This is a genomic window from Mucilaginibacter sp. P1_A3, assembly GCF_056406855.1.
Genome location: NZ_JBFTZJ010000011.1, coordinates 149,737 through 176,283, shown reverse-complemented (window position 1 = coordinate 176,283; position 26,547 = coordinate 149,737). Strand labels below are relative to the sequence as shown.

At 41.0% G+C, this 26,547-nt stretch carries 28 protein-coding genes and 1 tRNA gene; 18 read left to right on the top strand and 11 right to left on the bottom strand.

What is annotated here, in order from left to right; translation table 11 throughout:
• Nucleotides 1–2 precede the first annotated feature (2 nt).
• Together AC1D0K_RS23465 and AC1D0K_RS23460 are read left to right on the top strand one after the other, a co-directional pair.
• Nucleotides 3–452, top strand: a complete 450-nt coding sequence (locus tag AC1D0K_RS23465) for a protein-disulfide reductase DsbD domain-containing protein (protein WP_477392230.1) — start codon at nt 3–5, stop codon at nt 450–452.
• 150 nt (nt 453–602) lie between these two features.
• Nucleotides 603–2,267 (top strand): protein-disulfide reductase DsbD family protein, encoded by a 1,665-nt coding sequence (locus AC1D0K_RS23460; RefSeq protein WP_477392229.1) that lies wholly within the window; start codon nt 603–605, stop codon nt 2,265–2,267.
• A gap of 111 nt (nt 2,268–2,378) precedes the next feature.
• Here the strand turns inward: AC1D0K_RS23460 and AC1D0K_RS23455 are convergent, their stop codons facing one another.
• Nucleotides 2,379–3,410, bottom strand: coding sequence for a LacI family DNA-binding transcriptional regulator (locus tag AC1D0K_RS23455; protein WP_295721694.1), 1,032 nt, complete (start codon nt 3,408–3,410; stop codon nt 2,379–2,381).
• Between the two features lie 361 nt (nt 3,411–3,771).
• On the opposite strand from AC1D0K_RS23455, the gene AC1D0K_RS23450 reads away from it, so the two are divergent.
• The 3 genes from AC1D0K_RS23450 (at nt 3,772) to AC1D0K_RS23440 (ending at nt 8,123) form a co-directional block, all read left to right on the top strand.
• Nucleotides 3,772–5,241, top strand: coding sequence for a tagaturonate reductase (locus AC1D0K_RS23450; RefSeq protein WP_477392228.1), 1,470 nt, complete (start codon nt 3,772–3,774; stop codon nt 5,239–5,241).
• Nucleotides 5,242–5,271: 30 nt separating this feature from the next.
• Entirely contained in the window at nt 5,272–6,924 is a 1,653-nt protein-coding gene (locus AC1D0K_RS23445) for a UxaA family hydrolase (RefSeq protein ID WP_477392227.1), read from the top strand.
• Nucleotides 6,925–7,109: 185 nt separating this feature from the next.
• On the top strand, nt 7,110–8,123 hold the full coding sequence (locus AC1D0K_RS23440) for a zinc-binding alcohol dehydrogenase family protein (RefSeq protein WP_477392226.1): 1,014 nt from the start codon (nt 7,110–7,112) through the stop codon (nt 8,121–8,123).
• A 114-nt stretch (nt 8,124–8,237) separates the two neighbouring features.
• On the opposite strand, the gene AC1D0K_RS23435 is transcribed toward AC1D0K_RS23440, so the two are convergent.
• Nucleotides 8,238–8,750: an SgcJ/EcaC family oxidoreductase gene (locus AC1D0K_RS23435; protein WP_477392225.1), complete on the bottom strand. Its 513-nt coding sequence runs from the start codon at nt 8,748–8,750 to the stop codon at nt 8,238–8,240.
• Between the two features lie 65 nt (nt 8,751–8,815).
• Complete coding sequence (locus AC1D0K_RS23430) at nt 8,816–9,646, bottom strand: helix-turn-helix domain-containing protein (RefSeq protein ID WP_477392224.1); 831 nt, start codon at nt 9,644–9,646, stop codon at nt 8,816–8,818.
• Between the two features lie 506 nt (nt 9,647–10,152).
• On the opposite strand from AC1D0K_RS23430, the gene AC1D0K_RS23425 reads away from it, so the two are divergent.
• The 8 genes from AC1D0K_RS23425 (at nt 10,153) to AC1D0K_RS23390 (ending at nt 15,980) form a co-directional block, all read left to right on the top strand.
• Nucleotides 10,153–11,037, top strand: a complete 885-nt coding sequence (locus AC1D0K_RS23425) for a helix-turn-helix domain-containing protein (protein ID WP_477442151.1) — start codon at nt 10,153–10,155, stop codon at nt 11,035–11,037.
• A gap of 54 nt (nt 11,038–11,091) precedes the next feature.
• Nucleotides 11,092–11,835 (top strand): 3-oxoacyl-ACP reductase family protein, encoded by a 744-nt coding sequence (locus tag AC1D0K_RS23420; RefSeq protein ID WP_477392222.1) that lies wholly within the window; start codon nt 11,092–11,094, stop codon nt 11,833–11,835.
• A 23-nt stretch (nt 11,836–11,858) separates the two neighbouring features.
• On the top strand, nt 11,859–12,923 hold the full coding sequence (locus AC1D0K_RS23415) for an SDR family oxidoreductase (protein ID WP_477392221.1): 1,065 nt from the start codon (nt 11,859–11,861) through the stop codon (nt 12,921–12,923).
• A gap of 171 nt (nt 12,924–13,094) precedes the next feature.
• Entirely contained in the window at nt 13,095–13,916 is an 822-nt protein-coding gene (locus AC1D0K_RS23410; protein WP_477392220.1) for an aldo/keto reductase, read from the top strand.
• Nucleotides 13,916–14,353: a nuclear transport factor 2 family protein gene (locus tag AC1D0K_RS23405; RefSeq protein WP_477392219.1), complete on the top strand. Its 438-nt coding sequence runs from the start codon at nt 13,916–13,918 to the stop codon at nt 14,351–14,353. The genes AC1D0K_RS23410 and AC1D0K_RS23405 overlap by 1 nt, the downstream gene beginning before the upstream one ends.
• Nucleotides 14,354–14,359: 6 nt before the next feature.
• Nucleotides 14,360–14,614 (top strand): DUF5661 family protein, encoded by a 255-nt coding sequence (locus AC1D0K_RS23400; protein WP_477392218.1) that lies wholly within the window; start codon nt 14,360–14,362, stop codon nt 14,612–14,614.
• A 4-nt stretch (nt 14,615–14,618) separates the two neighbouring features.
• A complete protein-coding gene (locus AC1D0K_RS23395; protein ID WP_477392217.1) occupies nt 14,619–14,927 on the top strand; it encodes a putative quinol monooxygenase in 309 nt (102 codons plus the stop codon).
• A 9-nt stretch (nt 14,928–14,936) separates the two neighbouring features.
• Nucleotides 14,937–15,980 carry an aldo/keto reductase gene (locus tag AC1D0K_RS23390; RefSeq protein WP_477442149.1) on the top strand — a complete coding sequence of 348 codons (1,044 nt, stop codon included), beginning with the start codon at nt 14,937–14,939 and terminating at the stop codon, nt 15,978–15,980.
• A 255-nt stretch (nt 15,981–16,235) separates the two neighbouring features.
• Here AC1D0K_RS23390 and AC1D0K_RS23385 read toward each other — a convergent pair whose 3' ends face one another.
• Both AC1D0K_RS23385 and AC1D0K_RS23380 read right to left on the bottom strand, forming a co-directional pair.
• Nucleotides 16,236–17,021, bottom strand: coding sequence for a hypothetical protein (locus AC1D0K_RS23385; protein ID WP_295721712.1), 786 nt, complete (start codon nt 17,019–17,021; stop codon nt 16,236–16,238).
• Nucleotides 17,022–17,380: 359 nt separating this feature from the next.
• Nucleotides 17,381–17,453, bottom strand: a tRNA-Phe gene (locus AC1D0K_RS23380).
• A gap of 508 nt (nt 17,454–17,961) precedes the next feature.
• Here AC1D0K_RS23380 and AC1D0K_RS23375 point away from each other — a divergent pair.
• The gene (locus AC1D0K_RS23375; protein ID WP_295714301.1) at nt 17,962–18,402 is read left to right on the top strand and encodes a DUF2750 domain-containing protein; all 441 of its coding nucleotides are present in this window, start codon (nt 17,962–17,964) and stop codon (nt 18,400–18,402) included.
• 49 nt (nt 18,403–18,451) lie between these two features.
• Here the strand turns inward: AC1D0K_RS23375 and AC1D0K_RS23370 are convergent, their stop codons facing one another.
• Nucleotides 18,452–18,934, bottom strand: a complete 483-nt coding sequence (locus tag AC1D0K_RS23370) for a hypothetical protein (RefSeq protein WP_477392215.1) — start codon at nt 18,932–18,934, stop codon at nt 18,452–18,454.
• 45 nt (nt 18,935–18,979) lie between these two features.
• Between AC1D0K_RS23370 and AC1D0K_RS23365 the strand changes: the two genes are divergently transcribed.
• Nucleotides 18,980–19,465 carry an ABC transporter ATPase gene (locus AC1D0K_RS23365; RefSeq protein ID WP_477392214.1) on the top strand — a complete coding sequence of 162 codons (486 nt, stop codon included), beginning with the start codon at nt 18,980–18,982 and terminating at the stop codon, nt 19,463–19,465.
• A 24-nt stretch (nt 19,466–19,489) separates the two neighbouring features.
• On the opposite strand, the gene AC1D0K_RS23360 is transcribed toward AC1D0K_RS23365, so the two are convergent.
• Complete coding sequence (locus tag AC1D0K_RS23360; RefSeq protein ID WP_477392213.1) at nt 19,490–20,575, bottom strand: alpha/beta hydrolase-fold protein; 1,086 nt, start codon at nt 20,573–20,575, stop codon at nt 19,490–19,492.
• Nucleotides 20,576–20,691: 116 nt separating this feature from the next.
• Between AC1D0K_RS23360 and AC1D0K_RS23355 the strand changes: the two genes are divergently transcribed.
• Both AC1D0K_RS23355 and AC1D0K_RS23350 read left to right on the top strand, forming a co-directional pair.
• Nucleotides 20,692–21,303: a YdeI/OmpD-associated family protein gene (locus tag AC1D0K_RS23355; protein WP_477392212.1), complete on the top strand. Its 612-nt coding sequence runs from the start codon at nt 20,692–20,694 to the stop codon at nt 21,301–21,303.
• A gap of 152 nt (nt 21,304–21,455) precedes the next feature.
• Nucleotides 21,456–22,676 carry a zinc dependent phospholipase C family protein gene (locus AC1D0K_RS23350; RefSeq protein ID WP_477392211.1) on the top strand — a complete coding sequence of 407 codons (1,221 nt, stop codon included), beginning with the start codon at nt 21,456–21,458 and terminating at the stop codon, nt 22,674–22,676.
• 39 nt (nt 22,677–22,715) lie between these two features.
• On the opposite strand, the gene mtgA is transcribed toward AC1D0K_RS23350, so the two are convergent.
• The 4 genes from mtgA to rpsF form a co-directional block, all read right to left on the bottom strand.
• Nucleotides 22,716–23,480, bottom strand: a complete 765-nt coding sequence (gene mtgA, locus AC1D0K_RS23345) for a monofunctional biosynthetic peptidoglycan transglycosylase (protein WP_477392210.1) — start codon at nt 23,478–23,480, stop codon at nt 22,716–22,718.
• A 116-nt stretch (nt 23,481–23,596) separates the two neighbouring features.
• Entirely contained in the window at nt 23,597–24,040 is a 444-nt protein-coding gene (gene rplI, locus AC1D0K_RS23340; RefSeq protein WP_076377921.1) for a 50S ribosomal protein L9, read from the bottom strand.
• Nucleotides 24,041–24,055: 15 nt separating this feature from the next.
• Nucleotides 24,056–24,319, bottom strand: coding sequence for a 30S ribosomal protein S18 (rpsR, locus tag AC1D0K_RS23335; protein WP_067054791.1), 264 nt, complete (start codon nt 24,317–24,319; stop codon nt 24,056–24,058).
• Nucleotides 24,319–24,684 carry a 30S ribosomal protein S6 gene (gene rpsF / locus AC1D0K_RS23330; RefSeq protein WP_295714278.1) on the bottom strand — a complete coding sequence of 122 codons (366 nt, stop codon included), beginning with the start codon at nt 24,682–24,684 and terminating at the stop codon, nt 24,319–24,321. The genes rpsR and rpsF overlap by 1 nt, the downstream gene beginning before the upstream one ends.
• Before the next feature lie 348 nt (nt 24,685–25,032).
• On the opposite strand from rpsF, the gene AC1D0K_RS23325 reads away from it, so the two are divergent.
• Complete coding sequence (locus AC1D0K_RS23325) at nt 25,033–26,478, top strand: capsule assembly Wzi family protein (RefSeq protein WP_477392209.1); 1,446 nt, start codon at nt 25,033–25,035, stop codon at nt 26,476–26,478.
• Nucleotides 26,479–26,547 lie beyond the last annotated feature (69 nt).

Genomic DNA, 26,547 nt, shown 5'->3' with positions numbered 1-26,547 from the left:
TCATGAAAAAAATCACAATTGTTGCAATAGTCCTGGTTCTGTTTGCGATACAAAGCAAAGCGCAAATACTACAACCCGTACGTTGGAGCTATGCCGCAAAAAAAACCAGCACCACCGAAGCGGTAGTATTTATTAAAGCTACTATTGACGAAGGCTGGCATGTATATTCCCAGTTTGTTAAAGACGGCGGCCCTGTAAAAACCACCATCGATTTTACGCCATCAAAAGCTTTTACACTGGTAGGTAAAACTATCGAGCCTCAGCCCATAACCCGCATGGAAAAAGTTTTCGGGATGGAAGTTGGCTTCTTTGAAAAGAGCGTGATTTTTCAGCAAAAGATCAGGCTGAAAGCCAAGCAAACTACGGTAAGCGGCAAACTGGAATACATGACCTGTAACGATCAAAAGTGCCTGCCACCAGATGATATCGAGTTCAGCATCCCGGTAAAATAAACCAATATCCATTCAAATTAAAATGAATTTGGGGGAATACCCCAAGGCTACGCCTTTGCCTTAATTTTTGGCGCGATACAGTATCCATGTTGTCCTGAATATTATTTATCCCGGTAGTAAAAGGATTACAGGTTTTAAAGAACAAAATTAATGAAGCAGACCATATTACTTATTTTACTCACAGCCGGTATCCTGTTCACCCCAAATTTGGCAAAGGCGCAGGATACCGCCTCAACAGCAGGTATTGAATTTACAGAAATAAATACGCCCCCGGCTGCAAAAACCACCGGGACAGACAAAGACGGCAGCCGGGAAAAGGTGATTAGCAAAAAAGTTGTAAAGGCACCCGCAAAAGGAGCAAATAAGGATCAAAATAAACAAACACTGCTGACCATCTTTTTAGCCGGTTTGGCAGGCGGGTTTGCAGCATTGCTCATGCCCTGCATTTTTCCGATGTTGCCTTTAACGGTAAGTTATTTCACCAAATCGGGCGATAAAAAAGGTAGTCCGGCTGGTAAAGCGGCAGTTTATGGTATCAGCATTATAGCTATATATGTGGTAATGGGGCTTGTGGTAACAATTGTTTTTGGAGCCGATGCCTTGAATAGTTTGTCCACAAACGGGATCTTTAATTTTGGTTTCTTCCTGCTCATCGTTGTATTTGCGGCATCTTTCCTGGGCGCATTTGAAATTACCCTGCCATCAAGCTGGGTAAATAAAATGGATCAAAATTCAGATAAAGGCGGGTTGATGGGATTGTTTTTCATGGCTGCTACACTGGCCCTGGTATCTTTTAGTTGTACCGGTCCTATTATTGGTACCCTGTTGGTACAGGCAGCCACAACGGGCGCGTTGCTTGGCCCGGCTATAGGGATGTTTGGATTCGCGCTGGCGCTGGCCATTCCTTTTGTGCTGTTTGCCATGTTTCCCAGCTGGCTGCAATCGTTGCCTAAATCGGGCGGTTGGCTCAATAGTGTTAAAGTAACATTGGGCTTCCTGGAGCTTGCACTTTCTTTTAAATTTTTAAGTAATGTTGATCTGGCCTATCACTGGCACTGGTTTGATCGGGAAATATTCCTGGTATTGTGGATAGTGATTTTTGCGCTGATGGGTTTTTACCTGTTAGGTAAGCTCAAATTCAGTCACGACAGCGAGTTGAAATCCATTTCGGTGCCGAGACTTTTCCTGGCCATTATTGTACTATCATTCACCATGTACATGGTGCCTGGTTTATGGGGAGCGCCGCTTAAATCTATCAGCGCTTTTTTGCCGCCACAATCAACCCAGGATTTTGACCTGTCTGCCCCCTGTATTACTAATAACAAGGGTAACGAGGCAGCTACCGGCCCGCATAAATATGCCGATCTGTTTGATAAGCCCAAAGGCTTCGATCCGTATTTTGATTACGAGGAGGGAATAGCCTACGCCAAAAAGATGCACAAACCGGTGATGATTGATTTTACGGGTCATGCCTGTGTTAACTGCCGCAAAATGGAAGCTAATGTATGGCCGGATAAACAGGTATATCAACGTATCACGCAAGATTATGTACTTATCCAGCTGTATGTTGATGACAAAACAGATTTAGCAAAAGAGGAGCAGGCAACCACTCCCGAGGGCCGGAAAATTCAAACCATAGGCAATAAATGGAGCTACCTGCAAACCTCCAAATTTGTATCCAATTCGCAGCCATTTTATGTGCTGCTTAATCCGGATACACAGGAGCCTTTGGTAACGCCGGGCGGGGCAGATTATGATCCGCTTAGTTATTTAAAATACCTTGATGCCGGGTTAAAAGCTTATGCGATACAATGAGTTGTATGAGTTGGATGGGTTACTATAAAAAGTCTTCGTTCGTTCTTTAAGCAGTTAATAGTTAATTAAAAGCATTCTCAGAAGCGGATGCTTTTTTTGTATTAAATCACCTTAGTACAGCTTTTGGGATGATGACCGTACAATCAGTTCGGTCTCCATCCGTTCTGTGGTGAACTCTTCAACCGGCCACTTGCTTTCGATGGTTTTTATGAGCATTTCTGTAGCCTTTTGTCCTATCTGGAACGCTGGCTGGCGTACTACGGTTAGTGGCGGATCAAATAGTTCAACCACATCAGAGTTGGTGAAGCCCGCCAATGCGATATCCCCCGGTATTTTGACCCCCAGTTTTTTTAATATAGATACACAACTGATGGTAAGCCGGTCGGCGGCTATAAAAATAGCTTCGGGACTGTCGTCCATAGCTAACAGAGCTTTTACGGCGAATTCTATTTCATCATAAATCATACCCCCGTGCTCACAATGTTTCAAATAACCGGGGTTAAATGCCAGGCCATGTTTGTCCATTGCGGCTTTAAAGCCATCAAATCTTTCGTGGCTTATTGATAAATTATTTGAACTGGTAAGATGTGCTATTTTTTTAAAGCCCGAATTTATTAAAAGTTCCGTAGCGTCAAATGCCCCCTTAAAGTTATTTGCAACTACCCTGTGGGTATTAATATCGGTAGCTACCCTGTCAAAAAATACAATAGGAAAACCTTTTTCGTGCAAATACTTGTATTGTGAAGTATCGGTTGTTTGAGTAGATAGGGAAACCAGTAAGCCATCAACATGCCTTGAAAGTAAGTGCTGCACGTTTACTGTTTCCCGGTCAAAAGATTCATGAGTTTGGGTGATAATGACATGGTAGCCAAGATTATAGGCAATTGACTCGATGCCATTAATAGCCTGTGAAAAATAATCATTAGCTACCTCGCATACCACAACACCAATGGAATGGCTTTTTTGGTCCTTAAGGCTTAATGCTATGGGGTTTGGGCGGTAGTTTACCTTTTCGGCAAACTCCTGAACCAGTCTTTTAGTTTCGGCGCCTATTTCATAGCTACCCTTTAAAGCTCTTGATACAGTTGATGTTGATACACCCAAAGCCTTTGCTATGTCCTTAATGGTATAAGATTCAAACATAATTTGGTCCTTTGAGCCTGCAAAGTACGGTTAACACCAAACAGTTTCAAATATTAGGGATTTTTGTTACATGACTGTTTTTTGTAAAAAGCTGGTGTGAGCATGCTTTTGTAAACAGCTTTTAAAACTGTGCAAACGTTCCCGGAAACGTTTGCGCAGTTTTAGTTGGCCAGATACTTTTTTTTGTACTCAAGAGCGATTAATCTTGCTTAGGAATTTTAAGCCTGCATGCTATCAGCATGGCCAAAATTAATATCCATTACCAATTACAAGGAGTTGTCAAATTATCCGTAAAAAAAATGTCGGTAAAAGCATCATTTCAAAACAATGATTAATTAAAAAATACCCCAATAAAAACAATATGATCTTATCAAAATATAACCTAAAAAGAATAAACGTACCAGGGCTTGAAATACCCGGTGAGCAAATATTTGAACTGCCAGAAAAAGTGCTGCAATTTGGTACCGGAGTGCTGTTAAGGGGCCTGCCCGATTACTTTATTGATAAAGCCAACCGTATAGGGATTTTTAACGGCAGGGTGGTTGTTGTAAAATCAACAGATACAGGCACAGTTGATGATTTTGATAAGCAGGATAATTTGTACACCATTTATTCAAAGGGCATTGTAAATGGGGAGGAAGTAAGCACACAGATTATCTCATCGGCAATAAGCCGGGTTTTATCTGCCGCTAATGAATGGGAGGCAATTTTAGAGGTGGCTAAAAGCCCTGAGTTGCAGGTTGTGATATCCAACACTACAGAAGTTGGCATTAAACTGGTTAAAGAGGATGTACGCAAGCACCCACCGGCTTCATTCCCAGGTAAGCTACTGGCTGTTTTATATGAGCGATACCAGGCTTTTAATGGCAGTACGGATAGCGGCCTGGTTATTATCCCTACAGAACTTATTGTTGATAACGGTAAAAAGCTGGAAGCCATTGTATTGGAACTGGCCCATCTTAACAAGCTGGAACCCGCCTTTATGGACTGGCTGGAAAATAGCAATAGCTTCTGTAATTCATTGGTGGATAGGATTGTACCAGGGCGACCGGATAAGGCTTCGGGTGAGGAATTGGAGGCAAAAAATGGTTACACCGATAACCTTGGCATCATGGCCGAAACCTATAGTTTATGGGCTATTGAAGGTGATGATAAAATAAAAGATGTGTTATCATTTTGGCAGGCAGATGAAGGCGTAGTGATAACGCCCGATATTGAATTGTTCAGGGAGTTGAAATTGCGCCTGCTTAACGGTACGCATACGCTTTGTTGCGCTTTTGCCTACTTATCGGGATTTAAAACCGTTAAAGAGGCGATGGATGATGAAATGTTTACAAAGTTTATCACGCAGTTAATGTTTGAGGAGATCAGGCCTGCCATTCCTTATAAAATTGATGATGTAGTTGCTGCCGATTTTGCAAACAAAGTATTGGATCGGTTCCGCAATCCGTATATCAGGCATGAGTGGTTAAGTATCTCGGTACAGTACTCCACTAAAATTAAAATGAGGGTTATTCCGTTATTATTAAACTATTATAAATTAAACAATACAGTACCGCTATGTATCGCAACGGGTTTTGCTGCCTTTATCCGTTTTATGCATGTTAAGGCAGGGGATGATGGGCAATATACCGGTACTATTAACGGAGAGGAATATAAAGTTACAGATAGCCAGGCGGCCTATTTCGCAAAGGTTTGGGAAAACGGGGATGGTAATGTTGTAATTGAAAATATATTAAAAAATAAAGACCTGTGGGATGCAGACCTAAGTACTTTGCCTGGCTTTACAGCAGCCGTGATTGAGCAATTTAATCAGATCAATAAGAGTTAAACGGATCGCTACACTATCAAAATTAAAACAATGAAACAACGAATTATAAAAGTACATCCTGCCGATAATGTACTGGTGGCCCTGGTTGATTTGCCGGCCGGTGAGGCTGTTGAATATAAGGGAGGTAGTTATACATTAACTGATTTTATCCCCGCCAAACATAAATTTGCCATTGCCGATATTCCAGAAGGTGGCGAGATCATTATGTACGGCGTTTTGGTAGGTAAGGCAAAAAGCCCTATCCCGGTTGGTGGTTTGCTCTCCACCGGCAATGTAGTGCATGCGGCCAATAGCTTTTTAACCGGCAACAGCCATACCGACTGGCACAAGCCCGATGTAAGTAAATGGCAGAGCCAAACCTTTAACGGCTATCACCGCGAAGATGGCAGTGTGGGTACGGCCAATTACTGGCTGGTGATTCCGATGGTATTTTGCGAGAACCGCAATATTGAAGTATTGCAGGAAGCGCTGGTAAAACCTTTGGGCTATGGACGAAAGAAAACCTACGAGATAAAGGCCCAGCAACTGATAGGTATGATTAAAGCAGGCGGAGAGATCAATGAAGTATTATATACCGAAATTGATGACGATACTGCTCAAAGTACCGGTAGTAAATTGTTTGCTAATGTAGATGGCATTAAGTTTTTATCGCATACCGGCGGTTGCGGTGGCACACGGCAGGACTCAACCACCTTATGCGGTTTACTGGCAGGTTATATTACGCATCCCAATGTGGCGGGCGCTACCGTATTAAGTTTAGGATGCCAAAATGCAGAAGTAAGGACCTTGCAGGAGGAGATCAATAAACGCTCGCCTGAATTTAATAAGCCGCTGTATATCCTGGATCAGCAGAAAACCGGCAAAGAAGCTGACCTGATGGAGTTGGCCATACGGCAAACCCTGGCCGGGTTAATGCAGGCTAACAAAATTACTCGTAAACCAGCGCCATTAAGTAAGCTTGTTATTGGCCTGGAGTGCGGTGGCTCTGATGGCTTTTCCGGAATTTCGGCGAACCCTGCTATCGGTTATACTTCGGATCTGTTGGTGACTCTTGGCGGTTCGGTTATTTTGTCTGAATTTCCTGAATTGTGCGGCGTTGAACAAAACCTGATAGACCGTTGCCTGGATAAAGACAATGCCGAACGTTTTGCCAGCCTGGTGAGCAGTTATAGCCAGCGTGCCGAAGAAGCGGGATCTGGCTTTTATATGAACCCATCGCCGGGTAATATAAAAGATGGTTTAATAACAGATGCCATTAAATCAGCGGGTGCTGCAAAAAAAGGTGGGACATCACCGGTGGCCGATGTGCTTGACTATCCTGAAAAAGTTACCAAACCAGGTTTGAATTTGCTGTGTACACCCGGTAATGATGTGGAATCAACCACGGCCGAAGTTGGATCTGGCGCCAATGTGGTTTTGTTTACAACAGGTTTGGGTACGCCAACCGGTAACCCGATAGTCCCGGTTGTGAAGATTGCCACAAACACAACCTTGTTTAACAAGATGAGCGATATTATTGACATTAATACCGGTACCATAGTTGAAGGTGACGAAACTATTGAACAGGCAGGAGAAAGGATACTGGACTATGTTATTAAAGTTGCCAGCGGCGAAATTGAAGTAAGCGCCGTACGGCACGGCCAGGACGATTTTATCCCGTGGAAACGCGGGGTATCCTTATAAATAGATTTACAATTACTAAGAATCAAGAATCAAGAGTCAAGAGCCAAGACAGAAGATGGGCGCAAAAAGAACAATACAAAGTTTTCAAGCCTTTACCTTATTGAGTTTGGAATAGGGAGTAGCCATTGGCGCTTTTTCTCTTGATTCTTGACTCTTGATTCTTGATTCTCATTTAAAATAACATAATGAAAATACTTACCTGTATAACTCCCGGTCAACTGGAATATGGTGTTGCCGATGTTCCTGAACTTAAACCTGGCAATGCTTTGCTTAAAATAAAACGAATAGGCATCTGCGGAACCGATCTGCATGCGTTTGAAGGCACGCAGCCTTTTTTCAGCTATCCGCGCGTGTTGGGTCACGAGCTTGCCGCCGAATTGCTTGATGCAGGGGGCGAGGATGGGTTTGAAAAAGGAGAAGCCGTAACATTTATACCCTATTTTAATTGCGGGCACTGCATAGCCTGCCGCTCTGGTAAGCCTAATTGCTGTGTTAGCATACAGGTTTGCGGGGTACATACCGATGGCGGCATGGTCGAATACCTGCAGGTACCCTCCCGTTTACTGGTGCATGGCGAAGGGCTTAGCTTTGATGAGCTGGCACTGGTTGAACCATTGGCTATAGGTGCGCATGGCGTACGGCGGGCCGCAGTACAACCCGGAGAGTTTGTACTGGTTATTGGCGCGGGGCCAATTGGTTTGGGTATTATGGAGTTTGCGCGTATAGCAGGGGCAACGGTAATAGCTGCCGATGTAAACGCGCAGCGTTTGGCTTTTTGCAAGGATAACCTGAAAATTGCCCATACCATAAACGTAAAGGACGAAGATACCCTGGCACGATTAAATGAAATTACCAACGGCGATATGCCTACCGTGGTAATTGATGCAACCGGTAACCAAAACGCCATAAATGGCGCCTTTCAATACCTTGCACATGGTGGCAGGTATGTACTGGTAGGTTTGCAGCGGGGCGATATTATAGTTAGCCACCCGGAGTTTCATAAACGCGAGGCCACCCTGATGAGCAGCCGGAACGCTACCCGGCAGGATTTTGAGCACGTGATCAGGTCTATGAAAAGCGGGCAGGTTAATCCACAAACTTATATTACGCACCGGGTATCATTTGATGAAGTAAAAGATCAGTTTAAAAGCTGGCTAAACCCGGCCAACGGAGTTATTAAAGCCATGGTTGAAGTATAGGCAATGATGAGAAGATTTACAAAATGCAATTAGAGGTATGGCACAAAAAAGCTACTTAGCGTTAACTTAACTAAGAAGCTTTTTTGTGTTAGCCGGAGGATTTATTAATCACGTTTAGTCCTTCGGCATTTGTTTCACCGGGTCAAACGGTTGTGCTCCTTTATCAATTACAACATTTTCCGCGGCATCCATTAGCCATTTTCCGTTTTGTTTCACATATACAATGGTTGCCAGGCCATCAGTCGGACCGGGGCTTTTTCCGTCAGGCAACGGAACGGGGTGAGGGTCAGAAAAATGCCAAAATAGGTGGGCTATAGCCACATCATTTGTTACAAAGCGAATGGCAACAGACGTTTTCTCGCATACCGCTGTTTTAAAAATTGTATTATGATATACCTGGTGTGCATATTGTGACTGCTTTCGTCCTTTCCACCACATGCCTACCACATTTACCCAATCGGTATTTTCTGTAGTATAATTTTTCAAATCATCATAATTATGATTGTTCCAACTATATATCATCGCATCAACCTGCTTGTTGATGGCTGTTTCATCTTTGGTGCGATCCTGAGCAAATATGAGCCCACTTATCAATAAGCAGACTATTGTTGTAAGTGCTTTTTTCATAACTAAGTATTTTTCTATAAAAGTATCTCCAGAAGAAGGGAAATACATAGTACAAAAACGACGTCTTAGCAGAAGAGCCGGTTAAAAAATTTGGTGGGTGATTTTAAAAGATCCGCTTCAATTGATGAGGGGTTGACGCCTGCAAATTCATGAAAATCGCGTATGAGGTGCATCTGATCAAAATATCCGCATTCATTCGCAATGTTTATCCAGCTAATACCTGGCTGTTGTTCTTTAATGATCCAGGCCTGGGCAAATCTTACCAAACGGGAGAAATGTTTGGGCGATAAGCCTATCCGTTGTTGAAATACCCTTTCAAATTGCCGGGTGCTTAAGCAGGCCTGGGATGCCAGCTGGTCTATTTTAAGTAATCCGCGTTCTTTTATAATCCGCGGAAATACACGATCAATGGGCAAGATCTGTTTTAGTTTTCCTGCACGTTTTAGCAGAAAACCTTCAACAATCATTTTCATTTCGGAAAAAGAACCAGCCTCCCATAATCTTTCATTTATTTCGTACATTTCATTTCCCAGCAGATCCAGCGCATCAAATGCATCATTGCATAAAAGCTCATTCATTGGAATACCTAAAAAACGGTACAAGCCACCGGGCTGGAATCCCACCTTTACCATCAAATGATGCCCTCCCGGGATGATAATTTGTCTGTTAACCTGGGGGCCGGTTATGATGGAAGATGAAAGCGTTTCCCTTTTTTTTGTGGGTACGCACTCCGCCTCCACACTATCCCTTACATAAAAGAACAAGCAGTTTTCGGGAAGCGGTGGAATAGAAAAAGTGGGCGCTTTTTTTGCCGCCTCAAACTTTACCTCATGAATCATGATGTTGTTTACAAACTCTTTTAAGGCCGGATGCGGCTCGTAGAATTGTTGAAACATAACGCTCGCAGGTTATTTACAGTTGGCAAATGACAATTCCCTAATCGCTAACGATTTATTATTGGAGTAAGGCGTGATATAATATCCAGCCGATACAGAAGCTAAATTAATGAATTATTTGCTGACTTTTATTCCCTGCTATCGATAATTAAAGTCGATAAGATGTATTAAGTGATTGAATATTAGAATTTTATTGTTTGATTTCTTAAAAAATACTGGTGTTTGGAGTTTCCAATAATACTTAACGGTATAAAAAAAACTCTTAGAATTAACCAAGAAGCTTTTGAAGGTGTGGTGACTCCCGTACAAATTTCGAACCATTTCCTGCATAATTTGCGCTTAATAGCAGATTTAGACTTATAAATTTTTTGGTTCAAGTTATTTAGATTTATCCAAGCCCCTTATTTTAGCGCACGATGCGCTGAGATATGAATATAACGCCCGTAAAGGTTGCCTTTAGATGTTTCCACATAAGGCACAATTAATTGTAAATCCAATATATTTACATGGTGATCCCAACGTACAACATATCCGATTTTCCTTCATTTCAAGCAATTGATAATCAGTTCATGTTAGAGCGTTTTGAAAGCTTGCAACGCCCGCCCAAATTACAGTGGCCCCATAAACACAGTTTTTATGAATTGATGTGGCTCACTTCGGGCACCTCGACCAATGTGATCGACTACCATCAGGTGACCATTGAACCGAATATGCTGTTTTTTATCTCACCCGGTCAATTGCACTTAATGAATAAGGCGGAATCTGTAACGGGTTTTTCTATCACTTTTACGGAGCAGTTCCTTTTGCTGAATACCCCTAATAAAGATGCCATCAAAGAGTTTGGGTTCCTGGATAACAGTTACGCCAGTCCATCATTTAAGTTGGACAATGATGCGATAAGTGAACTATTACCGGTGCTTGATCTGATGCTCGATGAGATCATCCGCCCCGAAAAGTCATCGTTTATTATCTCCAATTTATTGTTTGTGTTCCTGACCAGAACACAGCGCCTAATTCACGAAAAAAGCGCGTTCAGCTACGATCTAACAAATATAGTCCGCTATAAACAACTCAAAAAATTGATCGAAGACAATTTCGATAAAGAAAGTCAGATCGGTTTTTATGCCGATAAATTAAGCCTCACCTCACACAGGGTTAACGAGATATGTAAACAGGTTACCGGGAAAGCCATTGGGGAAGTAATCCGTGACCGGATCATGCTGGAAGCAAAAAGATTGTTGTTACACAGTGATCGTCCTATCGGGCAGATTGGTGATGACCTGGGCTTTAGCGATTTTTCTTATTTCTCCCGGCAATTCAAAAGGCAAGCTGGCCTAACCCCGGCAGAGTATCGCAAGCAGATGTACGAAAAGTACCAATACTCGTCCTGAACATGCTAACTTAAATTTAATTACGGCCGTAATTTTGTTCCATAATATTTAATTATGGAAAATCCAACATTAAAAGATAAGATCGCTTTAGTAACCGGTGCATCTAAAGGCTTGGGAAAAGCTATCGCCCTCAGCCTGGCGAAAGCAGGCGCTATTGTGATCGTGAATTATAATAACAGTAAAACCGAAGCGGAAGACATCGTTAAACAAATAGAGACAGAAGGCGGAAAGGCTTTTGCCACACAAGCAGATGTATCAAAAGAAGATGCGGTTAAAAAGCTATTTGAAAAGATCAATCAAGTTGCCGGTAATGTAGATATTCTGGTTAATAATGCCGGGATCAATCCAACCAAAACTTTGGTTGATGTAACGCTTGCCGATTTTCAGCAATCATTGAATATTAATTTAACATCGGCTTTTCTAACAACACAATCAGCTATTCCCGGAATGATCGGGAAAAATTTTGGCAGGATCATTAATCTGTCATCTGTTGCTGCGCAATTAGGTGGTGTTATCGGTCCGCATTACGCAGCTGCTAAGGCCGGCCTGATCGGGTTAACGCATTCTTACGCTGCCATGCTGGCTAAACATGGTGGCATTACCGCTAACGCTGTTGCACCTGCGTTAATCGAAACGGATATGATTAAGGATAATCCAAATATCAAACCAACCCTAATACCCATAGGCCGTTTCGGTCAGCCAAACGAGGTTGCCGATGTGGTATTGCTATTAGCTACTAATGGCTACATCAACGGCCAAACTATTAATGTAAATGGCGGTTGGTATATGACGTCATAATTTCACTTCTGATATAATTCAACATGCATAATAAAATAGTAGCACTGATCGTAGGCGGAAACGGTATCGTTGGCCGTAACATGGCAAAATACTTGCAAACCCGGGATATTTGGGATGAAATTATCATAACCTCATATCGCGAGCCGGACTTTGAAACAACTGCAAAGTTTGTTAGGATGGATTTGACAGATTCCAACGCAGTTGAAAACAATGCAGCGGCTTTGGCAAATGTGAGCCACGTTTTCTATGCCGCTTACATGGAGAAGAAAACCCTTGCAGAGCAAACAGCAACGAATATATTACTGCTTCAGAACTTGGTATTAGGCCTGGAGAAAGTAGCATTAGGCTTTAAACACCTGACTTTTATACAAGGAGGGAAAGCTTACGGGGCGCATTTGGGTAAATACAAAACTCCGGCACTAGAAACCGATTCGCGCCATTTCCCGCCAAACTTTTATTACAGCCAGCAGGACTTCCTGACCAAACAATCCGAGGGAAAAGCCTGGAGCTGGACAGCAGTGAGACCTGATATTATGGTGGGCTTTGCGGTGGGTAACCCAATGAATATGGCTAACCTGATAGCGGTGTATGCAACACTATGTAAAGAGCTCAATGTACCCTTCCGTTTTCCGGGTTCTGAGATGGCTTATAAAGTACTGGTAAATATTACCGACAGTGAGATTCTGGCCAAAGGCATGGAATATGCCGCATTACACGAAGCTTGTTATGGGCAGATCTACAATGTAACCAATGGCGATATTTTTCGCTGGGAACAGATCTGGCCGAAAATTGCTGCCTATTTTGGCGTTAGTATGGATAGTTCGATCACATTTTCACTTGCGGATTACATGGCCGATAAGGAAGATCTTTGGGCGGGTATCATTAATAAATATGGATTGAAATCTCATACAATTAAAGAACTCGCTAACTGGCCGTTTGGTGACTTTATTTTTAATGTTGAAGCAGATGCTTTTTTCGACGTCAATAAGCTTCGTCGCGCGGGTTTTCATGAGATGCAGGTCGAAAGCTTTGAATCGTTTAAAAATACTTTTGATGAATTGAAAGCCCACAAAATTATACCGGCTTAGTTATGGATCAATCACAAAACACTTCAAAAGAATTATTTTGGTGCTGCTGCTTTATGATGTTAAAAGTATGCCTGCTGGTTGTTTGTTTCACATCAGGCACTACAGATTTATCCGGTGATTACCATCAGGTTATTTATTCGGCATGTAATCATTCCTTGATTCCCTAATGATATGTTAAAACGCATCATCCCCTCATCCGGTAAAGAACTGCCTGTAATAGGCATGGGAACCTGGCAAACGTTTAACGCTGCTAATACCAAGGCATACCCTGCATTGGAAAATGTTCTGCGCACGATGCACAATGCTGGTGGTACCCTGATGGACAGCTCGCCGATGTATGGCCGTTCTGAACAGGTGATCGGTGACATCACCTCGCAAATGGAGATTAGTAATGATTTCTTTTATGCTACCAAAGTATGGACACGTGGTTTACAGGAAGGCATTTGGCAAATGGAAAATTCCATACTTAGAATGAAACGTAAAAACCTCGACCTGATCCAAATTCATAACCTTACTGACTGGCAAACACATTTGCCGATATTACAACTTTGGAAAGAAACGGGCAGGATCAGGTATATTGGTATTACTCATTATACAGATTCCAGTCACGAAGAACTGGAAAAGATTCTGCGAATCCAAAATGTGGACTTTGTACAGTTCAACTTTTCCATTAGTGAGCGCCATGCAGAAAAGCGGTTACTTGATGCTGCTGCCGATCTGGGTGTAGCTACCTTGATCAATCGGCCATTTGGCTCGGGTAATCTTTTTAACAAGGTTAAAGGCAAAGCCTTGCCGGCATGGGTTAAGGAATTACAGATCGAAAGCTGGAGCGCCTATTTTCTAAAATACATTATTTCCCACCCTGCGGTTACCTGCGTAATCCCAGCTACCGCGGATGTTGCGCATGCCGCTGATAATTTTAAAGCCGGAATCGGTGAATTACCAAATCAGGCAACCCGTGAAAAAATGGTTGCCTACTTAAATCAACTGTAATGAACAAAATGAAAGAGATAGAGGAAATTAAACAGTCAAAATCAAGATACTTCTCGTGTCTGGATGCGAAAAACTGGTCGGGGTTGGCAGCTTGCCTAACAGATGATGTAACTTTCGATTATCCACCGGGGCAAATCCATGTGAGAGGTAGCAAAGAACTCATCGCCAATTTTTCGAAGAGACATGCAACAACAGTTACGGCACATACCGGATCTATGCCTGATATTGAACTGAAAGATGCTTACCATGCCGAGGGGAATTGGTTCATGACGGATTACATTATTGGGGTTGACGATGGCAAACAAACCATTACCAAGGGATTTGGCCGTTACTTTGAATCTTACGTAAGAGAAAATGGAAGATGGCTCATCAAAAGCATTTTGTTGGAGCGCTGTATCATTATTAATCCACAAGTAAATATCATATTGCCTAAATAAAAGATTATGCCTGAAGAAAAACATTTTACAGTTGAAGAATCCCGGCACATCGGCAATCAATTGGGAATAGATTGGAATAAAACAAGCTTAGCTGAATTTCAGACAGGCCTGGATATTGAGATGGAACATGGACTGAATGACCCTTACACCGACGTAACCGGGAATGATCCATTATTAACAGGTAAGATCGCTTGGGCTCACCTGAATGAATTTCCTGACTACTACACCCGATTAATTAAATGCTTTAGCGAAAAAATTTAACTCAATGCAATCAGCAAACAATATCAGCCTTACAGCAGAGATCAATATCCTGCCCGACTTTGAAAAAGAAGTAATGGCGGCGGCAGAGATGGTCTGGATCGCTACGCGCAAAGAGAGCGGCTGTGAAGCCTTTCTGTTTAATACCAAAAAAGAAGAACCACACATGATCGTTTTTTTTGAGGTCTTTAAATCACAAGCGGATTTTGACGCGCATGTAGGCTTCGATCATACCGTTACCTTTATCAATTTCTTAAAAGGAAAAGTAGTTGGGGGTGGACCGGTTTTAACATTTTTAAATCAATACAAAGGCTAATTCACAACTATGGAATACAGACAATTAGGAAACTCGGGACTTAGAGTGCCGGTTTTAAGTTTCGGAACTGCAACTTTTGGCGGCGGCAATGAATTTTTTAAAGCCTGGGGCAGCACCCAGGTAGATGAGGCTACACTTTTAGTTAATTTATGCCTTGATGCTGGCGTAAACCTGTTCGATACTTCCAATGTTTACTCGGGCGGTATTGCAGAAGAGATATTGGGCAAAGCACTAACCGGCCTTCGTGACAAAGTATTGATCTCTACCAAAGCCACTTTTCCAATGGGCGAAGGCGCGAACGACTTCGGTTCATCACGCATCAATCTCATCAAAGCGTGCGATGATAGTTTAAAGCGATTAGGTACTGATCACATCGATATTTACCACATGCATGGTTTTGATGCCAACACACCGATCTATGAAACTTTAAAAGCTTTAGAAACACTGGTTGAGAGCGGCAAGGTGCGCTATATCGCCTGCTCTAACTTTTCAGGCTGGCATTTAATGAAATCATTGTCTGTTTCAGAGCGTCATGGCTGGTCAAAGTATATCGCTCATCAGGCGTATTACTCGCTGCTTAACCGGGACTTTGAATGGGAACTGATGCCATTGGGGATCGAAGAAAACATCGGCACCATTGTTTGGAGCCCGCTGGCCGCTGGGAAATTAAGCGGCAAATACAGAAGAGGTCAACCTGTGCCACAAGATGGGCGTGTAGCCCAAGGAGGTAGCCCGGTAATGAATACTGACGCGGATGAACAACGCTTATATAATATTGTAGATGTACTGGATGAACTTGTGGAAGAAACCGGTAAAACTGCTGCGCAAATATCTTTGAACTGGTTATTACAGCGCCCAACCATTGCTAATATCATTATTGGTGCGAGAAACGAGGAACAGCTTAAACAAAACCTGGAAGCAGTAGGTTGGAACTTGACAGTTGAACAAGTTAAACGTTTAGATAAAGCCAGCGATACACAAGCCGCTTATCCTTACTGGCATCAAAGGCAATTTCCGATGTTAAATGCCGCACCAAAACTTTATCATCACTAAGAAAGTAAGAGGCTGTCTTCAAAAGTGACACAGCCTCTTTTAATTTTAGTTTACCGAGTAAGATCCCTAAAATGGGATTACTTAATGCGATCACGGAGCCATCCGGGATCATTTACTGACAAAATTTTATGTAATGAAAACTAAAAAGCCCACTTATAAAAATAAGCGGGCCTAATTCTGTAATTCTCGGCAGTACCGAAATTTTGTGGTATCAACTGGGATCGAACCAGTGACACAAGGTTAAATAAGGAATTTTTATTTGACACGCTTGTATATTTCTACAGATTGGCCATTTGTTGCACTATTAATCACCTGGGTATATTCGTCATGACCATTCATCGTGACTTTAACAGTAAATTTATTACCCTGAAGAAGCCGGTAATTTGATATTTGCTCTTCTTCCCTAAGCGTATCATTACTAAAAGTAAATACCCCAGTACCAAATCCATTTTTAAAGATGTTTTTTTCCTTATTCTGAAGGAACCTGTGTATGAAAATAAAATGTCCTCCCCAGAATATTTTATACTGCGTTACATCAGTTGGGATCGTGTCCTTGCCTTTTATTGTATAGGTTCTTTCCATTTTCCACAAACCATCAAGCACTGAGCTATCCGCTGGCGGGAATTTTTTATAATCTTCTTTCAATGCGTATTTTACACCTTTTACTGTGGCAAAGTCGGGAATGACTTGGGTATAACCACCAGGTTTTCTTGTAATCTCAAGATTATAGGTTAGGGATGAGTCAAGCGCTCTGCTGGTATAAATACTATGTTCCTTAAGTCGGTTAGCCGAGTCAAGTGTATAAGTGCCAACACCAAACCCAACAGATGAATCAGGAACTATACTGGCGTATACATAGTTACGATCTGTATAGATTTTAACTTGAGTTCGTTTAATAGTAGAGTCTTTGCCTCCTCGATCGAGCACTTGTTTTTCAAGTTCATACGCACCCGACAGGCTTGCCTCAGGAGACTTCTCTTTTTTCTTACATCCCAAAATCAATAAGCTAAATAAAGCTGCAAAAATTAAAATCTTGTTCATAATGTTTAAGTTTTAATATGATATAGAAATTTATTTCGTCTGGTGGAGGTTCTTTTTGGCGGTTGATAACTTAATTATTTAATAAAAAAGCCAAGTAAGGACAAAATAAATGCCTAAAATTTTACCACCATAAATAATACAATTGATTACATAAACTTACAAATAATATATATGATAAGCAATTTGTTAGTAAATCATTAAAAGCTTGTTAATGATTTATTTAAAGAGAAAAAATCATCTAATTAGATACGGGGCGATGTGAATTTTCGGACTGATCTCAAAAAAGTCGTTGCATGTCAGGAAAGGCGGTTAAACGCAAAAAATCCCCTTAGCGTTAACTAAGAGGATTTCTGTTTCTGTGGTATCAGCTGGGATCGAACCAGCGACACAAGGATTTTCAGTCCTTTGCTCTACCTACTGAGCTATGATACCTTCTTTTCGGGAGTGCAAATGTAGTTTTCTTTTTCGAGTTTGGAAATTATTTTTTGAAAAAATTTTGAATTTATAGTGCTATAATCGCATATTTTGAACAATCTTTCAATAAATCAGGTACTTAGCTTTTGTTATTTTTTTTCACTTTAAAAACATTTCTGTGTATCAACAATTGAATTTAACTTTGAAAAGCTACCATGCAGGCATCATGATTGCACAGGCTTTATTCATTGCCCTTTTTGGAGGTGGATATCCGTGATCAGGTGGCCGGGGCAGGTGTTGGCTTATTTAGGCAAGGAAAGTGGGCTGTGGGGGAATTAATGTTTTGTGTGGTGTTTTGCCTGTCGGGAAGGAATGGTGAGCTTGTATCGCCTGTAATGCCTGCGCAGAGATCTGTTCAGTAAATGTGAGCTTGTCGGAGCTCTAATAAGGTTTGGGATGGTGCTGCCCTCTGGAATGGCTTAATGGGGGCAGAGAATGATTAAATGATTGTTTTAATAAAAAAGATATGTTACAGGATACCGCAGCAATTGAATCAAAGTATCAATTATTTATAGAAAGAGTAGCAGCCACAAAATTGGTGTGGGCGCTAATGAGCAAAACGGGATGGGCAAATTCGCATTCGCATGATAATGAAGAAGTTACTGTGGTGCCATTTTGGTCGGAAAGGGCTTATGCTAAAATTTGTGCCAGGGACGATTGGCGTAGTTACGTTCCGACAGAAATTCCATTGGCAGAATTTTTAGAAAGCTGGTGTGTGGGTATGGCCGAGAATGAAACTTTGGCCGGCATTAACTGGGATGCAAATATGCTTGGAAAAGAAATTGATGCTTTACAGGTAGCGCTTGATATTCTTAACCGGTTAAGCGTTATTAATTCGGCCATCGCGTTTAAAAACTACAGTAGTATAAGTGAATTTATAGGCGAGATCAGCGAATCGCCTGAATAAATTATTAAGCATTGCTTAATATTGGCGACCTCCGGTGGGGGCCAATGGTTTATGAACCTTTTATCTTAAAATAATTTAGGGCGTTTTTTAGGCTATCTAAACGTACCGGGCTCATGTTCTTTACCGGCAATTCTAAAGTGGTTGCCATGGAGTCAATATCACCCTTGGGGTCTTCATAGGTTTGTACAATAATATCATCGTTTATTGTACTTAATTTGAGGGTTCCTGTTGTGTCATTTCCCTGGTATTCAACGTTGTTGAGCCGGTGCAAATTGAATGAAAAATACTCCTGCCGGCCATGTGGATAAGTTTTTCTTAAGCGCAAAAAGTAATCGTTAGTAAGGGTGATCTCCCACTTTTTTAGCTGGATATCAGGTGCAGGGTTGTATGATTCAACAAGGCATTTATTGCTCCAGCTTAGCCATTCCAGTTCATCAATGCCCGGTTTAAACCCGTAAATGAAGCCGCTGAAGGCCAATATTGCTATAATTACCGTGTTTTTTTTAATTGGTGGCAAGATTGATGTTTTCATGACAACAAAATGTAACCCGAAGTTAATAAATTGATATTTTTGCAAATGGAATTTTCTCAACAATCAAGAGTTTGGATATACCAGGCCGATAAAAAATTAACCGACCAGGAAGTACTTCTGATCCAGCAGGAGCTTGATAAATTTGCTACCGGTTGGACGGCTCACAACAATCAGTTGAAAGCCAAAGGCGAGGTGCGGTACAATCGTTTTTTGATTTTGATTGTAGACGAAAGCCAGGCTGGCGCCAGCGGATGCTCAATTGATAAATCGGTTCATTTTATGAAGCAGATAGAGCAGCATTTTAACATCAATTTATTTGATCGTTTTAACCTGGCCTATCGCGATGGTGAGGAGATTTTATCATTGCCGCGCCATGCGTTTGAAGATATGCTGAAACAGGGCAAAATAAATACCGAAACCATTGTTTACAACAATATGGTACAAAACTTAACCGAGCTGGAAAGCAAATGGGAAGTGCCTTTTAAAAACAGCTGGCATATCCAGTTATTCAGAGATCTGGTTATTCAATAACGACTGCCTGCCTAAAATCATAATCTATTTGTTTTTGTCAAGCCGTGTTGGTTTTTCATTGGGGAAGCTAAACAACATGTACATTTTGCCTCCTGCTGTTTTAAAGGTAATATCAGCCCTTTCATTCTCCTGCATAAAAAACGAATCCTTTGCATACTGAGCAAATTCTATAGGTAATTGATCATTCTGCTTAAAGTAAAGTTTATTACCCTCCAGGTATAGTTTAAATTTATCCCTGGCGTTATCGGTTATGGTATAATCGCCGGTATATTGTTCAAGCTCTTTTGCCGTCACTGTAATCGGTTTGTGTTTTTTACAATAGGCAAAGGCTATAGCGTTTTGCATTACCTGTGCCAACGCCGCACCATGACCCGCGTTAGGGGTTATCGCCGTTGCAATTTCAAGACTTTTACAGTTCTGCTTTTCCATGTAGCTTTTAAATAGCTCAATGTTTTGGGCTGTTTCGTGCTCGTAGGATCCTACGCCGGCAAACACCTTGCAGTTAAGGTCCTTATTACTGGCAAAATATTTTTGTGCCGATGGTATCAACTCGCTGCCGCTATTCCCCGGTGCGCCTATGAACACCATGTTAAATAAGCCTGGATGTTGAAACAGCACCATAGTAGTGAACATGCCGCCAAAGGAGTAGCCATATAAAGCTTTATTATCATTTACCCGGTATTTACTTTGCACAAAAGGGATCACTTCCTGCTCAATAAATGATAAAAAATTTGGCCCGCCGGTTTTTGGGTCAAGGTCGCGGTTTCGTTTGTTTGGCCTGCTGCCGTAACCTATGCCTATAATAAGGGCTTCGGTGGTTTCATAATCCTGCCTCAGCATGTTAAAGCAGTTCATGGCAACGGTCATGTTCCAGTCGCCATCGGTCATGTACAATACCGGATATTTTGTTTTGGTTGTATCATATCCGGGAGGGAAATGTACATATATCGTATAATCTTCTCCAATCACTTTTGAGCTGTAATCCCATGAAATCATGTCTTTATCAGTAAAAGGATTGGGCGATGTGCTTTTTACCTGGCAGTAACAAGGCTGTAACAGTAATACCATGATTAATGTGCCCAGGGATAGTTTCAATGATGTTGATAACATAGCTTGATATTGATTTGCGTACTGTTAATCTGTTCTTCCATAACCTTAGACGCATGGTGTATTATTTTGGTTGCACATCTGCTTGAAATTAAGTCATTTGTTATTAAATTTATTTTATGGAACAATATGATAACAGGGTAGATGCTTACATTGAAAAGTCGCCCGAATTTGCAAAGCCAATACTTACTTATTTGCGGCAGTTAGTTCATGAAACTTCTCCATTATTAACCGAAGCGATTAAATGGGGTTTTCCATTTTTTGATTACAAAGGCGTGGTTTGTCAAATGGTAGCTTTCAAAGAACATTGCGCCTTCGGTTTTTGGAAAGCAACATTATTAAATGACCCTTATAATGCATTAAGCATTGGCGATGGTTCTGCCGGCAGCTTTGGCCGCATCACCAAAATAGAAGACCTGCCTTCAAAAGAGATTCTGCAGGATTTTATACTGCAGGCCATTGCCTTTAATGAAAGCGGTAAAAAAACTCCCGAAGCTGTAAAAAAGGCTTCGGCCCCTAAAAGCGAATTGGTTATCCCTGAATATTTCACGAAATTTTTAACGGCTTACCCCAATGCCAGCCTTAATTTTGACAGATCGAGCTATTCGCATAAAAAAGAATATGTGGAGTGGATAATTGATGCCAAAAGCGAAGCCACACGCCAAAAACGTATGGAAACAGCCGCCGGGTGGCTTGCCGAAGGTAAATCAAGACACTGGAAGTATAAATAATGAGGAAAAGAAGATAAGCAGCCTTGTTGGTAGTCGCCTTTGTATAACATCATTGGCATAAAACAAATGATATTGCTTGTTGTTATTTTGCATATATTGCTATCGTGAAGGCTCCCTTTCTTTTTAAGTATCTCCTTGTAATTGTTTTTTTTATGATGCTTGCGTCTTCCTCAAGAGGATTTTCAATCCTGGCGCATGAGGCTATAGTTGATGCGGAATGGATGGGCAAAATACAGCCGTTGCTATTAAAACGATACCCTAATTCAAGTATCGCTGATTTAAAAAAAGCCCATGCTTTTGCTTATGGAGGTTGCCTGGTGGCAGATATGGGGTACATGCCATTTGGTGATCCTTATTTTACAGATCTGCTTCATTATGTGCGCAGTGGTGATTTTATAACTACGTTAATTGACGAATCACAAAACCTGGATGAATATGCCTTTGCACTTGGCGCGTTATCACATTATATGGCCGATCAATATGGCCATTCGCTTGCTACTAATCGTTCGGTTCCTTTAGGTAATCCAGCTCTTAAGCAAAAATTTGGCGCAGTAGTTACCTATAATGATGACCATACTTCACATAGCAGAATGGAATTGGCATATGATGCCATACAAACAGCCAAAGGGCATTATGCGTCAATAGCTTATCATGACTTTATTGGCTTCTCTATGTCGAAACCGGTACTTGAAAGGGCTTTCCTGAAAGTTTACGGCCAAAATCTTAATGAGCTGTTCCCAAGCTTTGAATCCAGCGTTGCTACATTCAGATGGGGGGTGCGCAATTTATTCCCGGCGATAATTCATAATGCCTGGCAATCTAAAAAAGGAGAGATATTGAAAGTCGATCCGCTGGTAAAACGCGGCAGTTTCAGGTACAGAATGCCCCGGAAAATGTTCAACAATGAGTTTGGTAGTAATTACGCCCGTCCGGATTTTAAAGCCCGTGCGGTCGCCTTTATGATAAAAATATTACCTAAGGTAGGGCCACTTAAAAAATTCAAATTTAAATACCCGGGAGTGGCCAGCGAAAATTTATTTATAACAAGTATGGATAGTATTTTGACTAACTATTCTATTGCCTTAACAAGGGTAGGTAACCATAAATTGCAACTCAGTAATATTGATTTTGATACAGGGAAGCAGACTAAACCTGATGAGTACCCACTTGCTGATAAAACCTATAACCAATGGTTGCTGAAACTGCAGGATGGCAAGTTTGCATGCATAACCCCCGATATGCAGCAAAATATCCTCACTTTTTATAGCGCCGCCGATAGTATAAAATTTGAGCAGAACGATCCGGGGAATAATAAAAAAGCACTGCAGGCGCTGCAACAACTTAAACTTTTGGCAGTAAACACCAATCGTTAGGATCTCAAAAAAAGGATAAAACTGTAATTGTTCTTTATTTTAAAAATCCAAAGGCCCCAGTCTTTTCATGTTTTTCATGATGAGGTATTGCCTGTGTTTTAAATAACGGGTAGGGTTAGTTGCCGACCATTTAAGCGGACTTGGAAAAATAACAGCTATGGCCGCAGCCTCATGTTTGGTAAGATCAGATGCAGGTTTATGGAAGTAGGCCTGTGATGCCGCCTCAATGCCGTAAATGCCATCGCCCATTTCAATCTCGTTGAGGTAAACTTCCATGATGCGTTTTTTGCTCCAGAAAACTTCTATTAGCACCGTAAAGTAGGCTTCAACGCCTTTGCGCAATAAGGAGCGGCCTTCCCATAGAAAAACATTTTTGGCTACCTGTTGTGATATTGTACTGCCACCTATCAGTTTTTTGCTGTGCTGGTTTTTTTCAATCGCTTTTTCAATCGCATAGAAATCAAAACCATGGTGTTCTAAAAATGACTGGTCTTCGGCGGCTACGGCGGCGCGTTTCATGTTATCAGATATTTCGTCGAAGCTTTTCCATTGCTTATCAATCTTCCAATCCTTACCGCGGGCTTTTTGTTGAAAGCCCCGCTCAATCATAAGCCAGGTAAAGGGTGGGTGCACAAAGCGGAATAATAGTACACCAAACAAGCTAAGGCCAAAAAATAGTATAAATGCCAGCTTAACTACCCTAAAAATGAGCTTAAATATACCACCGAACTTGCTTTTTGATTTTGAAGTTCGGGTGCCTGGTTTTGAATTTGTTTTTCGGGGAGAGTTGTAATTACGTTGCACTATTTATAGTAAGTTTCTATTAAATGAAAAAAGGTGCTTTGCAAAGCAAAACACCTTTTAAAAATCTAAAATTAAACTCAAAATCCGAAATAGAAATCAGGATTTCGAAATATAAATTATTCAGCTACTACTGAGAAAGGAACCTGTACCTTAACTTCTTTGTGCAGGTTTACGTTTGCGATATAATCACCAACAAACTTTGGTTCCTGATCAAAAGTGATACGGCGACGGTCAACCTCAAAGCCTTCTTTTTTCAATGCATCAGCAATTTGAATAGTGTTGATAGCACCAAATATTTTTCCGCTTTCACCGGCTTTAGCGCCAATGTTAAGTTTAACACCTTCTAAACGGGCAGCAATCGCATCAGCATCCTTACGGATTTTCTCTTGTTTAAACTGAGCTTGTTTCAAGTTTTCAGCTAAAACTTTGCGAGCGCTTACGGTAGCTAATATGGCGTAGCCTTTAGGTAAAAGGTAGTTACGGCCATAACCTGGTTTAACGTTTACAACATCGTCTTTATCACCCAGGTTTTTTACATCTTGTTTTAAAATAACTTCCATTTCTTAAATCTCCTATTATTTTAATGAATCTGTAACGTAAGGTAATAAACCAATGTGACGGGCACGTTTAACAGCCTGGGCCACTTTACGCTGAAATTTCAATGAAGTGCCAGTTAAACGACGTGGTAATACTTTACCCTGATCGTTAATGAACTTTAATAAAAAGTTAGCGTCTTTGTAGTCGATATACTTAATACCATTCTTTTTAAAACGGCAGTATTTTTTACGGTTATCCTCCACCTTAGGAGCGGTAACGTATTTAATTTGATCGTTTGCCATTAGTTTGAAGCCTCCTCTGTTGTTTTAGGTTTCTTGTTAAAGGCACCGCTACGTTTTTTGTCATTGTAAGCAATGGCATGTTTGTCTAACGCTATGGTCAGGAAACGCAAAACACGCTCATCGCGCCTTAATTCAATCTCCAATTTGTTAATTAAATCACCCGGAGCCTTAAATTCAGTTAAGTGATAGTACCCTGTAGTCTTTTTTTGAATAGGGTACGCTAATTTTCTCAAACCCCAATTATCCTCCTGGACAATTTCGGCTCCGCCATCAGTTAAGATTTTGCTAAATTTGGCAATGCCTTCTTTAGCTGTTTCTTCTGATAACAACGGGGTTAGAACGATCACGATTTCGTACTGTTGCATTATTATACTTTGATTTTTAATTAATTACCCGCTATTACGGGGCTGCAAATGTAGTGATAATTATTAAAAAATCAATACATTCCTATTAATATTATTGCGGTGGCGTAGCATACCCAAATGCTGCAATTCCATTTACTCCAGGCACTTATATAGTCGCTGTGATTTTTTTGCTTTTTCGTTAAGTTTTTTTCAAAACATTTACACAAGGTTGTTGTTACGAAATCGGCAAGCTGATGAAATATGAAAAAAAAGTATTTAAAGCTTGCCAATTTTGTAACAATTTTTGCGTTTTAGTACAAAAATAACATTAGTATATGCTGTGCTTAATTATCTAAAAACGAAAGAGATATGAAGAAAACATTGATTTTAACGACAATATTGCTCGTTCATTTAGTTGTAAATGCACAGGTAAAGGATGTTCATGCAAGTCTGGAAGTGCAGGGTGTCGAAACTACCAACGATGTTGTGCCATTCTGGCTAAGGTCAAATCAATTCGGCAGTATTCCGCTTTCAGGCACATCTGGTAGTCTTATAGGCAAAATCCGCAAGGATTATGATACCACCAAAAGGTTTGGTTGGGGAGCTTCATTTGAAGGCAGAGGGAATATAGGCCAGGGTAGCCAGTTTATACTTGTTGAGGGATTAGTGAAAGCTCATGCGGGTATTTTTGAGTTAAAGGCCGGGCGATCAAAAGATATTGTTGGGCTGGTAGATTCTTTATCTTCCGGTTCGTTTCCGGTATCAGGTAATGCGCTTGGGATACCGCAAATTAGTTTGAGTATACCAAATTACTATAGTATACCTATTTTGGGAAAGTTATTTGCGGTTAAGGGTGCATTTGCAAACGGATATGTAGGTGATGTACATGTAAATAGTGGAAGGAGATCCGGGAAAAATAGAAATTATTTTTTATCAAATAGTGTTTACGTAAGAGTAGGCCAACCGTCATGGCGGTTTAAATTTCTGGCAGGTTATAACCATGAGGCATTATGGGGAGATGAAAAGCATGTTTTTCCCAGGTTTGATTTATCCGGATGGGAAACGTACAAGTATGTGGTTACCGGCAAGGTATACCAGGGATCAAAAGTTGGTAATCATTTAGGCTCGTTGGATCTTGGGGCCGAATATAAGTTTGATGCCCTTACTTTATTAATATATAAGCAAAGCTTTTTTGATAAAGGGGGCTTAGGGTCGTTGGCTAACATACAAGATGGTTTAAATGGTATTAGCTTAATTAATAATGAAAAAAACAATACAGGTAATTTTTATTGGAAAAAAGCGGTATTTGAATTATTCTACAGCGTTAATCAGGCAGGCGCATTAGATGCAAAAAGCACAAAATCAGGCGCAGAAGATTATTACAATAATTATGAATATTTACAGGGGTGGTCATATAAAAATTTAGCCCTGGGTAATCCTTTTATTACCACAACACTTGATGCCCGTAGTAATCTTGTCAGGTCCGACAATCAATTTTTTGTAAATAACAGGGTAAAAGCATTTTATGGAGCAGCACAATTTTATGCTTTTAAATGGTTTTATACCGGAAAGCTTTCTTATTCAGTAAATTATGGCACGTACGCAACAGGTTCGGAACCCTATCGTGGCGTTGGTGGAATAAAACAACCGTCGCCAATTGCTTTTGGGAAGATAAATCAGGTTTCTGCTTACCTTGAGGGCTTAAGACCATTAAAAAACGGATATAATATTGGTTATGACATTGGATATGACAAGGGAGGCCTGCTTTATAATTCATTTGGTGTTATATTAAAGGCATCAAAAACTTTTTTATAGGAGAAAAGAATTAAATATTTAACGAGTTTTACAAACCCTGCAAGGTTATTAAGCGTACCACTACTAAAT

Coding starts and splice junctions, on each gene's coding strand:
- AC1D0K_RS23410 (WP_477392220.1), top strand. CDS start 13,095: ATGTTAAAACGCATCATCCCCTCATCCGGTAAAGAACTGCCTGTAATA.
- AC1D0K_RS23355 (WP_477392212.1), top strand. CDS start 20,692: ATGGAACAATATGATAACAGGGTAGATGCTTACATTGAAAAGTCGCCC.
- AC1D0K_RS23385 (WP_295721712.1), bottom strand. CDS start 17,021: ATGAACAAGATTTTAATTTTTGCAGCTTTATTTAGCTTATTGATTTTG.
- AC1D0K_RS23455 (WP_295721694.1), bottom strand. CDS start 3,410: ATGTTTGAATCTTATACCATTAAGGACATAGCAAAGGCTTTGGGTGTA.
- AC1D0K_RS23370 (WP_477392215.1), bottom strand. CDS start 18,934: ATGAAAACATCAATCTTGCCACCAATTAAAAAAAACACGGTAATTATA.
- AC1D0K_RS23390 (WP_477442149.1), top strand. CDS start 14,937: ATGGAATACAGACAATTAGGAAACTCGGGACTTAGAGTGCCGGTTTTA.
- AC1D0K_RS23445 (WP_477392227.1), top strand. CDS start 5,272: ATGAAACAACGAATTATAAAAGTACATCCTGCCGATAATGTACTGGTG.
- AC1D0K_RS23395 (WP_477392217.1), top strand. CDS start 14,619: ATGCAATCAGCAAACAATATCAGCCTTACAGCAGAGATCAATATCCTG.
- AC1D0K_RS23360 (WP_477392213.1), bottom strand. CDS start 20,575: ATGTTATCAACATCATTGAAACTATCCCTGGGCACATTAATCATGGTA.
- AC1D0K_RS23375 (WP_295714301.1), top strand. CDS start 17,962: ATGTTACAGGATACCGCAGCAATTGAATCAAAGTATCAATTATTTATA.
- AC1D0K_RS23435 (WP_477392225.1), bottom strand. CDS start 8,750: ATGAAAAAAGCACTTACAACAATAGTCTGCTTATTGATAAGTGGGCTC.
- AC1D0K_RS23460 (WP_477392229.1), top strand. CDS start 603: ATGAAGCAGACCATATTACTTATTTTACTCACAGCCGGTATCCTGTTC.
- rplI (WP_076377921.1), bottom strand. CDS start 24,040: ATGGAAGTTATTTTAAAACAAGATGTAAAAAACCTGGGTGATAAAGAC.
- AC1D0K_RS23440 (WP_477392226.1), top strand. CDS start 7,110: ATGAAAATACTTACCTGTATAACTCCCGGTCAACTGGAATATGGTGTT.
- AC1D0K_RS23365 (WP_477392214.1), top strand. CDS start 18,980: ATGGAATTTTCTCAACAATCAAGAGTTTGGATATACCAGGCCGATAAA.
- AC1D0K_RS23425 (WP_477442151.1), top strand. CDS start 10,153: ATGGTGATCCCAACGTACAACATATCCGATTTTCCTTCATTTCAAGCA.
- AC1D0K_RS23450 (WP_477392228.1), top strand. CDS start 3,772: ATGATCTTATCAAAATATAACCTAAAAAGAATAAACGTACCAGGGCTT.
- AC1D0K_RS23420 (WP_477392222.1), top strand. CDS start 11,092: ATGGAAAATCCAACATTAAAAGATAAGATCGCTTTAGTAACCGGTGCA.
- rpsF (WP_295714278.1), bottom strand. CDS start 24,684: ATGCAACAGTACGAAATCGTGATCGTTCTAACCCCGTTGTTATCAGAA.
- AC1D0K_RS23400 (WP_477392218.1), top strand. CDS start 14,360: ATGCCTGAAGAAAAACATTTTACAGTTGAAGAATCCCGGCACATCGGC.
- AC1D0K_RS23405 (WP_477392219.1), top strand. CDS start 13,916: ATGAACAAAATGAAAGAGATAGAGGAAATTAAACAGTCAAAATCAAGA.
- rpsR (WP_067054791.1), bottom strand. CDS start 24,319: ATGGCAAACGATCAAATTAAATACGTTACCGCTCCTAAGGTGGAGGAT.
- AC1D0K_RS23415 (WP_477392221.1), top strand. CDS start 11,859: ATGCATAATAAAATAGTAGCACTGATCGTAGGCGGAAACGGTATCGTT.
- AC1D0K_RS23350 (WP_477392211.1), top strand. CDS start 21,456: ATGATGCTTGCGTCTTCCTCAAGAGGATTTTCAATCCTGGCGCATGAG.
- AC1D0K_RS23325 (WP_477392209.1), top strand. CDS start 25,033: ATGAAGAAAACATTGATTTTAACGACAATATTGCTCGTTCATTTAGTT.
- AC1D0K_RS23430 (WP_477392224.1), bottom strand. CDS start 9,646: ATGTTTCAACAATTCTACGAGCCGCATCCGGCCTTAAAAGAGTTTGTA.
- AC1D0K_RS23465 (WP_477392230.1), top strand. CDS start 3: ATGAAAAAAATCACAATTGTTGCAATAGTCCTGGTTCTGTTTGCGATA.